8 protein-coding genes are annotated in these 11,730 nt (G+C 39.2%); 2 read left to right on the forward strand and 6 right to left on the reverse strand.

What is annotated here, in order from left to right:
* Positions 1 to 31: 31 nt before the first annotated feature.
* Genes BM327_RS12590 through BM327_RS12615 form a run of 6 tightly spaced genes read right to left on the reverse strand, consistent with a single transcriptional unit; the run spans position 32 to position 8,762 of the window.
* On the reverse strand, positions 32 to 1,225 hold the full coding sequence (locus BM327_RS12590; protein ID WP_244526228.1) for a quinol:cytochrome C oxidoreductase: 1,194 nt from the start codon (positions 1,223 to 1,225) through the stop codon (positions 32 to 34).
* Between the two features lie 26 nt (positions 1,226 to 1,251).
* Entirely contained in the window at positions 1,252 to 2,040 is a 789-nt protein-coding gene (locus BM327_RS12595; protein ID WP_090250789.1) for a c-type cytochrome, read from the reverse strand.
* Positions 2,041 to 2,046: 6 nt separating this feature from the next.
* Positions 2,047 to 2,583: a DUF3341 domain-containing protein gene (locus tag BM327_RS12600; RefSeq protein ID WP_090250793.1), complete on the reverse strand. Its 537-nt coding sequence runs from the start codon at positions 2,581 to 2,583 to the stop codon at positions 2,047 to 2,049.
* A gap of 8 nt (positions 2,584 to 2,591) precedes the next feature.
* Entirely contained in the window at positions 2,592 to 4,010 is a 1,419-nt protein-coding gene (gene nrfD, locus BM327_RS12605; RefSeq protein WP_090250798.1) for an NrfD/PsrC family molybdoenzyme membrane anchor subunit, read from the reverse strand.
* 37 nt (positions 4,011 to 4,047) lie between these two features.
* Positions 4,048 to 7,395 carry a TAT-variant-translocated molybdopterin oxidoreductase gene (locus tag BM327_RS12610; protein WP_090250802.1) on the reverse strand — a complete coding sequence of 1,116 codons (3,348 nt, stop codon included), beginning with the start codon at positions 7,393 to 7,395 and terminating at the stop codon, positions 4,048 to 4,050.
* A gap of 29 nt (positions 7,396 to 7,424) precedes the next feature.
* Positions 7,425 to 8,762 (reverse strand): c-type cytochrome, encoded by a 1,338-nt coding sequence (locus tag BM327_RS12615; RefSeq protein ID WP_090250806.1) that lies wholly within the window; start codon positions 8,760 to 8,762, stop codon positions 7,425 to 7,427.
* Between the two features lie 282 nt (positions 8,763 to 9,044).
* On the opposite strand from BM327_RS12615, the gene BM327_RS12620 reads away from it, so the two are divergent.
* Both BM327_RS12620 and BM327_RS12625 read left to right on the forward strand, forming a co-directional pair.
* Positions 9,045 to 9,545, forward strand: a complete 501-nt coding sequence (locus BM327_RS12620; RefSeq protein WP_090250812.1) for a hypothetical protein — start codon at positions 9,045 to 9,047, stop codon at positions 9,543 to 9,545.
* Between the two features lie 90 nt (positions 9,546 to 9,635).
* On the forward strand, positions 9,636 to 11,591 hold the full coding sequence (locus BM327_RS12625) for a YgiQ family radical SAM protein (protein ID WP_090250817.1): 1,956 nt from the start codon (positions 9,636 to 9,638) through the stop codon (positions 11,589 to 11,591).
* Positions 11,592 to 11,730: the final 139 nt, after the last annotated feature.

Raw genomic sequence — 11,730 nt, forward strand, 5'->3', positions numbered from 1 at the left:
CTTCTTAATTATATCTTTCTACTCCTGTTTATTATATGTCGTGATGTAATGATTCATCCAAGAATGGGTGATTCACTGCTACCAACGGCGCTTTCGTTAAGTTCGTTAATACAACTCTTACGAAGAATCCTAAGCATAATACAGCCATACCCAAGTCTAATAATCCAACTGAAGCTTTTGGTCCAATTGTTCCTGGCATAACCATTACCCATACATCTAACCAGTGACCTGCAAAGATGATTAATCCAACGAAAGTTAAAATTCCTGCGTGTCTCTTAGCATCTCTAGACATTAAAATCAACATTGGGAATGCGAAGTTAATGAAGAACATACCGAAGTACAAGAAAGTAAAGTTATCTCTTCTTGTTAAGTAGTAAGTAACTTCCTCAGGAATGTTAGCATACCAAATCAACATGAATTGAGAGAACCATAAGTAAGACCACAAGAATGAAGTTGCGAATGTCCATTTCCCTAAATCGTGAATGTGAGATTCGTTAACTTTTGGTAAGTATCCTTTTTTCTTAAGGTATAATGTCAATGTAACCAATACGATCATAGTTGAACACCATGTACCTGCGAAAGTGTACCATCCAAACAAAGTTGAGAACCAGTGTGTGTCGATAGACATGATCCAGTCCCAAGAAGATGTAGAAGAAAAGTACGCGAAGAATACTAAGAATGCCGCACCTTTTCTGTAGTTCTTAAAGTGAAGATCGATAGCCATGTCAGCATTCTGATCTTGTTGAATACTTCTGTTTTTAAACCCTCTCCAAAAGATGAAGTAAATTGCCATGTAAGCAATAGTTCTAATCCAGAAGAAAGCTTGGTTTAAGTAAGCAGATTTACCACTAACTAAAGAGTCATGTGCCACTGTATCTGGATCCATCCACATGTAAACGTGTCCACCGTGTGTAAATGATAAAGTCAACAAAGTAACTAACATCATTCCTATACCGAATGGTAAAAATCCTGCTACTGCTTCAATTACTCTTTTAATTACAGCATACCATCCTGTCTCTGTAGCGTATTGTAACGCCAAGAAGAACAATGCTCCCAATCCAATTCCGAAGAAGAAGAAAGAGTTCACAAGCATGTTACTGTAAATCTTTGTACCTAATTGGTGATCTCCCATCGCCATAACAACGCCAACAAGCGTAAATACTATACCAACCGCCATTAATACGGTAGTTAACATTTTGGCTTTATTTGAAACTTGAAATTCCATTTTATCCTATCTTGTTTTTGTTATTATTAATGATGTGCTTCTTCAGCGTGAACATCCTCTACTACTACTGTAGAATCAACTGCTGCCGGAGCTGCTACTGGAGCTTCACCCGCTGCTGGTAAATTCTTCATATAATCGTCAAATCTGAACTTGTTAACGTAGTGTACCAAGGTCCAAATTTGCTCGTTGTTCAACAAACTTGCGTGAGCTCCCATTGCACCTTTACCGTAGTAAATTGAATAGAACACTTGTCCGTCTGCTAAATCAGTTTTTGTTTTGTAATCTGGAACCCCAGCATAAGCACCGCTTGTTACCATAGGTCCATTTCCATCACCTTTCTCACCGTGACAGTGCATACATTTTGTTTCGTACAAGTGTTTACCTGCTTTGAACATTGCATCTGCCTCTTCTTTGCTCGCCAAAGTCAATGGGTTTTTATCTGCTACAGCAGCATTGTATTCACTACCTAAGCTGTCTTCTTTTTCCCATCCGTACAAACCGTGCGTTACGTCACCTGTAGCTGGAGCTAATCTGTGGTATGGTAACATTACCTCTACGTGCGCTGCTTCCGTACCGTAGTAAGGAATTGCACCCGCTGGAGGAGTCATTGCTGACTGTACCATTTTCTTTTCCATATCTTCTGCACCTTGTACACGACCGTAATCTACGTATGGTTCTACTGCTGGAGATCTGTACATATCTGGCATGTACTCCAATCCTGGTGAATCAGGATCAGTAACACATGACGCTAAAACTACCATACCAGTAATCGCAGCGATAGAATATGTTGAGATTGCCTTAAAAGTTCTTTTCATGGCAAATTATTTAAGTTCTTTTTGATCTAATTCTACAATACCTGTCTCTTTAACCATAGCCGTTAAATCTTCCGCGCTAAAGTTTTTGTTTTCAGACAGTCTTAATTCCATAACAAACTTATCATCTGTTGTTCTTGGATCTGGGTTTTGAGCTGGCATACCTGGTAAGTTTTTATTTCTTAACAAGTAAGTAATTGCCATACCGTGTGCACCACACAATACTGTAAACTCAAAAGAGATAGGAACGAATGCTAAGAAGTTCTGCAAGTATGTTCCGTTTGGCTTACCACCAATGTTCATCGGCCAATCCTGAATCATAAAGTAATTCATTCCTATAGTAGCTAACATTAAACCTGTTAAACCGTACAAGAAAGCCATGATTCCTAATCGTGTATTTTTAACTCCAATAATTGGATCTATACCGTGAATAGGAAACGGAGAAAACACTTCAGTAACCTTCACTCCTTTTGAAACTAACTTCTTTGCGCCGTCTTTTAGCACATCGTCGTCATCGTACATCGCGTAAATAACTGTATCTGCCATGTTTTCTATTAATTATTGGTGTTTTTTAAATCTGCTAACTCGTCAGCACCACTGTGTGCTTGACCATTTTTGAAACTTTCTCCTGAAGACTTCAAGATAGTTTTCACCTCGTTCAATGCCAATACTGGGAAGAAACGTGCGAACAACAAGAAGAATACAAAGAATAATCCTATCGTTCCAACGAAGATTCCTATATCGATGTGCGTTGGGTAGAACATAGACCAAGAAGATGGTAAGTAATCTCTGTGTACTGATGTCACGATAATTACGAAACGCTCAAACCACATACCGATGTTTACAATGATAGACATTACGAATGTGAACATTAAGTTACGTCTCCATTTCTTCACCCACATTAACTGTGGAGAGATCACGTTACATGTCATCATTGACCAGTAAGCCCACCAGTAAGGTCCAGTAGCACGGTTAATGAATGCGTATGCTTCGTATTCAACTCCTGAGTACCATGAAACGAAAAGCTCTGTTAAGTAAGCAACACCTACGATAGAACCCGTTACCATGATTACGATGTTCATGTATTCAACATGTTTTGTGTGGATGTATGCTTCTAGGTTCATTGCTTTACGCATCACCAACATAAGTGTTTGTACCATTGCGAATCCTGAGAATACCGCCCCCGCTACGAAGTAAGGAGGGAAGATAGTCGTGTGCCATCCTGGGATAACTGATGTCGCGAAGTCAAAAGATACGATAGAGTGAACCGAGAATACTAATGGTGTAGCAACACCCGCTAATACTAACGACACTAATTCGAATCTGTTCCAGTGCTTTGCTCTACCTGTCCATCCGAAAGATAACATAGAGTACATTCTCTTTGGAATTGGTTTCTTCACTCTATCACGGATCGTTGCGAAGTCAGGTAATAAACCAATGTACCAGAAAATTAATGATACGGTTAAGTACGTAGAAATCGCGAATACGTCCCATAAAAGTGGCGAGTTAAAGTTTACCCATAAAGAACCGAATTGGTTTGGTAAAGGCATTACCCAGTACGCTACCCAAATACGACCCATGTGAATTAATGGGAACAAACCTGCCATAAATACGGCGAAAATTGTCATCGCCTCAGCAGAACGGTTAATTGCCATTCTCCATTTCTGACGGAATAATAACAATACTGCTGATATAAGTGTTCCGGCGTGACCGATACCTACCCACCATACGAAGTTGGTGATATCCCAGGCCCAACCTACTGTCTTGTTCAATCCCCAAGTACCGATACCAGTACCTAATAGATATAAGATACATCCTACACCATACAAACCAATTACGGCTGCAATAGTGAATAATATGTACCACATTTTTGGTGCCTTATCCTCTATTGGTTTACAAACGTCCTCAGTAATTTGATGGTACGATTTGTGTCCTAATATCAGAGGCTCTCTAATTGCTGCTTCTTTATGCATTACAATCTAATTTATACTATTCGTTATCTTCAATTAATTAATGAGCTGCTTCTTCGTGGTGAGCATCGTGTCCTGCTTCGTGACCGTGATCTTCTCCATGACCTGCTTCGTGCTTTTCAGCTTTAGCAGCTTGAAGGTTCATTAATTCTGTATTCTCTTCATTTCTTACTTTAACCTTGTACCAGATGTTTGGTTTAACACCAATCTCTTCTAAGGCTTGGTAAGCTCTCTTATCGTCTGCAGACTTTCTAATGTTAGAGTTAACATCATTCCAGTCACCTACGATAATTGCGTCAGCTGGACAAGAATCAGCACATGCTGTAGTTACATCTCCATCCATAACTGGTCTACCTTCTTTCTTCGCTTCTAATTTACCTGCTTGGATTTTCTGAACACAGAAAGAACATTTCTCCATTACACCACGTGTACGTACTGTAACGTCTGGGTTTAATACCATTCTTCCTAAATCATCCTGCGCTGGGTTAACTTGACCGAACTTCTTGTAAGATGGGTAGTTGAACCAGTTGAAACGACGAACTTTGTAAGGACAGTTGTTGGCACAGTATCTCGTACCGATACATCTGTTGTACGTCATTTGGTTCAATCCTTCGTTAGAGTGCGTTGTTGCAGCAACCGGACAAACTGTCTCACATGGAGCGTGGTTACAGTGGTGACACATCATTGGTTGGTGAACAACCTTAGGATTTGCCGCTGCAATCTCAGCTTTTCCGAAGCTAAACGTATCTGCATCTTTACGTTGACCAACTGTTGCCTCTTCATCAGAAGCGTAGTAACGGTCGATACGTAACCAGTGCATTTCACGTCCTCTTCTTACCTCGTCTTTACCAACAACTGGTACGTTGTTTTCGGCTTGACAAGCGATCAAACAAGATCCACATCCGAAACAAGAAGATAAGTCGATAGTCATTCCCCATCTGTGACCTACATTCTCTACTGGGTGTGCATCCCATAAGTCAAACTCCTCTAAAGGTGCTTCAACGTGGTGACCATTATCATCGATTTTCATCAATGTGTAGTCTGGGTTGTATGCATCCTTATCTAAAGTTTTGTATCCTTCGTAAGTAGTTTCTTTAATGATAGAATTACGTCCCATCACTGTGTGGTGAATCTGCGTAGAAGCGATAGGGTAAGTTCCCTCTGCCATTGCGATAGATCCAACTACAGCTCTGTCCATAGATGCAGCCATTAAAACGAATGCATTCTGTCCAATTGGTAATGGGTTTCCATTCTCGTCAGTAACGTGACCTCCGTACTCTTTAGTTTGGAAGGCAGCTTTACCGATGTGATCTCCAGTTAAACCTTTTCCTCTACCGTAACCAAGTGCGATACCTACTGTACCGTCAGCTTGACCTGGTGATGGGTAAACTGGTAATGTTAATGTTTGCTCTCCTACAGTAATTGTAGCTAATGAAGCTCCATGTTCTTGGTCTAACGTTGTGTTGTATCCTGCCTCCTTCATTCTTTCTGGAGACATAGTAATGTAGTTATCCCAAGTTACCTTAGAGATAGTGTCTGGCATCTCTTGCAACCAAGGGTTGTTTGCTTGAACACCGATACCGATAGCTGCCTTTTGGTAAAGAACAACTTCTAAATCTCCAGCTTTTGGAAGATCATTTTTGAATTTCGCTAAAGCAGAAGCATCAACTGTAACTGCTGTAGGTCCATCAACTTTAGCTGATACAGCTGAGTTGTGAACTGCGTTATTCCAGTATTGACCGAAGTCAGTAAATTCTGTTTGTTGTGGGAAACCATATTGCTTCCAAGTCGCTTTGATGAAGTCAACAAATACTTTGCTGTCTTTACCTTGACGCTCTGCTTTACCAGCCCATACCAAGAAAGATTCTTGCGCAGCAACAGTGTTGTGCAATGGACGAATAGTTGGTTGTGCAATTGCGTATTCGCTAGCTTTTGGAGAGTAATCATTCCAAGCTTCTAAAGCATGGTGATCTGGAACATTATACGTACATAATGAACCTGTCTCGTCAGCATATTGGTTCAATGAAATCGTTAATCCTACGTTTGCTAATCCTGCAGCGAACTTCTCACCGTTTGGTAAAGAGTAAACTGGGTTAGTGTTGTAGAAGATAACTGCTGCAGGACCTTTTCCAGCTTCAACAGATTTAACAAAATTCATCATTTTGTCATCCTCTGATTGGAATAAGTCTACAGTATTGTTCACGTTGATTGAAGATTTGTAAGCTCCAACCAATTCGTTTAATTTATTTACTAAAACTTGGATACCTGCGTTGTTAGATCCAGAAACGATCAATGCGTTTCCTTTCTTTAAATCCTTAACTAGAGATTCTAAGTTAGCTGTATCTTTTTCGTTAAAGCTATCTGGAGTAGTTGCAGAAACACCTGCATTACCACCTAAAGCTTTAATTAAGTATGCCAAAACACCTGCTTCATCAGATGGCTTGATCATAAAACGCGTATCTGCGTTAGAACCAGTAATCGACATAGTAGATTCGAACTGGTAGTGACGGTTCATGTTTCCATCAGGATTTCTTCTTGATCCGTACTGACCAGTGTATTGTGTAGCCAATAACCATGTTGATAAGAAATCAGCTCCAAAAGAAACTACTGTATCCGCTTTACTAAAGTCGTAATCTGGAATAAATGCTTTTCCAAAAGACGCTTCGTTTGCTTTTCTGATTCCTGCGTAAGAAACTGCATCATATTGAATGTGCTCAAAGTTTCCAGCTTTTGTAATCACTTCTCCATTCTCTCCTACTTCTGTAGTAGAACCTAAAGAGTTAGCAAACTCCTGAATAGCCATGTAAGAAGATGGAGATGCTAAAGTGTTAGACACTAAAACTACTTTTCCATTCTTCGCTGCAATTTTTGCTAATTCAGCTTTTATTTCTTTATCTGCATCTGCAGTTGAGATGTTCTCTCCATTTTTCTTAGCGTTCTGTAAACGAGCGCTATCGTATAATGGTAATACAGAACCAACGATTTGTGGGTTAACTGTACCTTTAGATAAACCGTGATCTTTGTTTCCTTTCACAAAAATTGGTCTACCCTCTCTTGTTTTCACAAGTATACTTGCGTAAGAGTTACCATCGTAATACGTTGATGCATACCATGTAGGCATACCTGGTGTTACGTTAACTGGTTTGTTAACGTAAGGCACTGCTTTAGTAACAGGTGCCTCACAAGCCGCTACAGTAGCAGCCGCAACACTAAATCCTAAGAATTTTAAGAAATCACGACGTGGAGTTGATGTCTCTTTCAAATTCTCATCAGCCAAGAATTCATCCACGGTAATATCGTTCGAAAACTCTTTGTCTCTTGATTCAAGAAACTCAGGAGTCTCGTTCAATTCTTCTAGACCTTTCCAATATTTTCTATTCGTTGCCATATTCCTTTTTAGCCTTCTTCTGAATTAAATTAATAGTGACACTTTGCACACTCCCAACCGCCAAGTTCTTTGACAGTTACTTTTCCGTCTTCTAAGTATCCTTCGTATAAAGATTTGTCGTTGTTTAATAAACGACGGTGAATTTCGTCATAGTAAGAATCACCTTCAACACCTTCTGCCAATGGACCACCAGAAATTTCTTTTGCTCCGTGACATTCGATACACCATCCCATTGTTAAGGTTGGTTTCGTCAATTTGATGTTTCCTTCGATTTCAGATAATTCTTCAACTGGAACTACACGAGCAGTTTCAACTTGCTTCGTCATATCTCCGTGACATTGCTTACAATCAACTCCACCAACTTTTACGTGTTGAGAGTGGTTGAAGTAAACGTGGTCTGGTAAGTTGTGAACTTTATTCCAAACGATAGGCTCAGTTTTTCCAGAGTACTGACCTCCACCTTCTGGTGAGAATCCTGCCGCATCGTAAATCTTTTGGATTTTCGCTACTTGCTCTCCTTGACCTTGCACCTGCTTGTGACAGTTCATACAAACGTTCACTGTTGGTAAACCTGCAGTTTTAGAATCTTCTACAGAGTTGTGACAGTATTTACAATCAATTCCATTTAACCCAGCGTGTTTGCTGTGTGGGAAATCTATAGGCTGTGACGGTTGGTAATCTGACATTACGTTCACACTGTACATTGTAAGGAACAACCCTACGATCAATGAAATAACGATAACTGCAGAACCTAAACCAACATACAATCTGTATTTCCAAGCCCAAGCTTTGAATTCTTGTGCATATGTTAACCCTGTATCTTCCGCTTCACCAGCAACCAATTTCAATTGACGACGAACACCACCAACTGATAAAATGATAACAATGAAGATTGCTCCTAAGATCAACCATACAAATGATAAAGACTCTTCTTCTTGAGTTGCTCCATTTGTTCCATCAACTGGACCAGCTACAACAGCAACTTTTTCCTCTTGAGCATCAACGTAATCGAAGATAGCAACTACTTGCTCATCTGTTAAGTCAGCGAAAACTGACATAGCTGTTGGAGACCAAGTTGAAACCTGCTTAGCATATGGATCCATCGCCACTGCCTTTTGCCAGTTCTGAACCCACTGAATTACAGAACCTTCTTTAGCTCCTCCATCTTCCCATTTCTTACGTACTTCGTAAAGTTTGGGACCAGTCATATCCTTAAATACTTGGTGACAAGTAGCACACTTCGCCTTAAACAGACTCTCTCCTTCTTGTGCATACGACTGAGAAGCACCCATAAACAGGACGCTCAACACCAGGGCTAAAGCCCACTTCATATTAACTCTAAACATCTGACTATTAGATATTTTCATTTATAATTCGTTATTTTCCTATGCTAATACACAGTTTTCATCGGGAGCAAATTTAACGGTTCTAGCTGTTTTCATGACAGTTTTATGACAATTTATTGTTGGGCTTGTTTAATTTAAAATCATTCTAAATAAACCTTGCAAGCGTCAACTTTGCTTTAAAGTAATTGTCAACCACTTACACTTTTTAACATTTTTTCACCAAATAATAATTAAAATAAGAAGCTTTTGAACCCACAAATAATTGCAATCACTTATTTTATACTTTTGTAAAAAATCTATCAGATGAAAATTTGGACACTTCTATTATCATTCCTTCTAGTAGCACAATATAGCATTGGGCAAAACACGTGGTGGAACAAACAAGACACTTCTAAATCTACTGTTTTAACCGACACCAATAAAGTTCAAATTCCAACAAAAGACGGTGAGGTTACCATACAGAAAGACCCACGTATAGATGAATTAGTAAAATTCAAGGGAACTACAGTTCCTCCTGCTTACGGTCCACAAATCTCTGGATACAGAGTTCAAATCTTTTTTGATAATGATAGAACTGAAGTGAATAAAACCAGAGCTCAATTTATACAAGACCACAAAGACGTACCAACATATATAGAATTCAAGGCTCCAAATTTCAATTTGAAAGTAGGAAATTGTAGAACCAAATTAGAAGCGGAAAAGCTAAAAGCAGAACTTCTAAAAGACTATCCAACAGCTATAGTTATCCAAGAAAAAATCTACTTACCCAAAGTTGAAAACTCAGAAGCTACAACAAATAATTAGTCTGTAAGAATCATCTAGATTACAACAAAGCTTATTCTTCGAACATCCCTTTATGTTCTTCTTAATTAAAGCTATATCTTTGCAGCAATTATGGAGCAAAGACCGATTACAGATTGGCTTCCTTTAACCAAAAAGGAAGTTGAAAAAAGAGGATGGGAGGAGATAGATGTTGTTATCATTTCTGGAGATGCCTATGTGGATCATCCAGCATTTGGAACAGCAGTTATTGGTCGTATTATAGAAGACGAAGGTTTTCGCGTGGCCGTGGTTGCACAGCCCAACTGGAAAGACGACCTCCGAGATTTCAAAAAATTCGGTAAACCCAAATACTTCTTCGGTGTTACAGCTGGCTGTATGGATTCTATGGTGAACCATTACACCGCGAACAAAAGATTGCGATCTACGGATGCTTACACAGCCGGTGGACAAAGCGGTTTTAGACCCGATTACGCAACCATCGTTTACTCCAAAATTTTAAAAGAAATTTATCCGGATGTTCCTGTACTTATAGGAGGAATAGAAGCTTCCTTAAGAAGGGTGACACATTACGATTATTGGAAGGATGAGTTGATGCCTTCTATATTAAAGGACTCCCAGGCAGATATGTTGGTTTATGGTATGGGTGACCAGCCACTACGTGACATGTTGCGCCTATTAAAGAAAGGCGTTCCCTTTGAGTCTTTAGGAACGGTTAAACAAACTGCAGTTTTACGACCAAACTCAGAACCACTTCCGAAAAACAAAAATTGGAATACCGTTGAGTTGGCTTCACACGAAGAGTGTTTGGCCGACAAATTAAAATATGCTGCCAACTTTAAAATCGTTGAAGTTGAATCAAACAAGTGGCAGGCCAATAGAATTATTCAAAAAATAGGTGATCAAACGTTAATCATCAATCCGCCTTACAAAACCATGACGGAAAAAGAGATCGACACCTCTTTTGATTTACCTTACACACGTCTTCCTCATCCTAAATACAAAAAGAGAGGAGCCATTCCTGCATTTGATATGATACGTTTTTCTATCAACATGCACAGAGGATGTTTTGGAGGATGTAGCTTCTGTACTATATCTGCTCATCAAGGTAAGTTCATTGCTTCGCGTAGTGAGCAATCTATATTAAAGGAGTTAGATCAGGTTACAGAAGATCCAGATTTTAGAGGATATATATCTGACATAGGTGGACCTAGTGCGAACATGTACAAGATGAAAGGAAAAGACGAGGACATTTGTGCCCGTTGTTCTTCTCCATCATGTATACACCCTGTGATTTGTTCCAACTTGGATACCAACCACAGTGACATGACGCAGCTTTACAGAAAAGTTGATGCACACCCTAAAGTGAAAAAGGCTTTTATCGGTTCTGGAATACGTTATGATTTGTTGGTGGATGAATTCAATAAAAACAACGAAGACGGAAACCACGATGAATATATAGAACAAGTTGTAACGCGCCACGTGAGTGGTCGACTAAAAGTTGCCCCTGAACACACCAGTGATGCTACCTTACGTGTAATGCGTAAACCTTCTTTTAAGAACTTCCATGCTTTTAAAAACAAGTATGATAGAATACAGAAGAAGCACAACATGAATCAACAGTTGATTCCTTATTTCATTTCTTCTCATCCAGGATGTGAAGAGCAGGACATGGCCAATTTAGCTGCAGAAACCAAAGATATGGGCTTCCAGTTAGAACAAGTTCAGGATTTTACACCAACACCTATGACGGTAGCAACGGTTATTTACTATTCGGGGGTTCACCCTTATACATTAAAACCAGTGTATACAGCTAAGACCAGAGATCAGAAACAAAATCAGCACAAATTCTTTTTCTGGTACAAGAAAGAAAACAGACATTGGATTAAAAGCAGATTGGAAAAAGCTGACCGTAAAGATTTGATTGAAAAACTAATCGGTTCGGAAGAACAATTTACACAGCGTAAACCTGCATCAAAAGCAAATAGAAAAGGAAATGCTTCAGGTAAAAAAGAAGTTCCTGAATGGTTAGCCAAACGTAGAAAAAACGAAAAGAAAAAAAGAAGTTAAGAAAATGGTCACTGTAAAGTGGCCATTTTTTTTTCAAGAATGCTTAAGTCCTTAATAAATTCATATTTATTACTTTAGCACCACCCTTTCATTCCAATATTTTTCGCAAGAAGAGCTTTTTATCTAATAAATACTGCAT

The sequence above is a fragment of the Lishizhenia tianjinensis genome (assembly GCF_900116425.1).
Lineage (GTDB): Bacteria > Bacteroidota > Bacteroidia > Flavobacteriales_D > Crocinitomicaceae > Lishizhenia > Lishizhenia tianjinensis.

Coding starts and splice junctions, on each gene's coding strand:
- BM327_RS12590 (WP_244526228.1), bottom strand. CDS start 1,225: ATGGAATTTCAAGTTTCAAATAAAGCCAAAATGTTAACTACCGTATTA.
- BM327_RS12595 (WP_090250789.1), bottom strand. CDS start 2,040: ATGAAAAGAACTTTTAAGGCAATCTCAACATATTCTATCGCTGCGATT.
- BM327_RS12600 (WP_090250793.1), bottom strand. CDS start 2,583: ATGGCAGATACAGTTATTTACGCGATGTACGATGACGACGATGTGCTA.
- nrfD (WP_090250798.1), bottom strand. CDS start 4,010: ATGCATAAAGAAGCAGCAATTAGAGAGCCTCTGATATTAGGACACAAA.
- BM327_RS12610 (WP_090250802.1), bottom strand. CDS start 7,395: ATGGCAACGAATAGAAAATATTGGAAAGGTCTAGAAGAATTGAACGAG.
- BM327_RS12615 (WP_090250806.1), bottom strand. CDS start 8,762: ATGAAAATATCTAATAGTCAGATGTTTAGAGTTAATATGAAGTGGGCT.
- BM327_RS12620 (WP_090250812.1), top strand. CDS start 9,045: ATGAAAATTTGGACACTTCTATTATCATTCCTTCTAGTAGCACAATAT.
- BM327_RS12625 (WP_090250817.1), top strand. CDS start 9,636: ATGGAGCAAAGACCGATTACAGATTGGCTTCCTTTAACCAAAAAGGAA.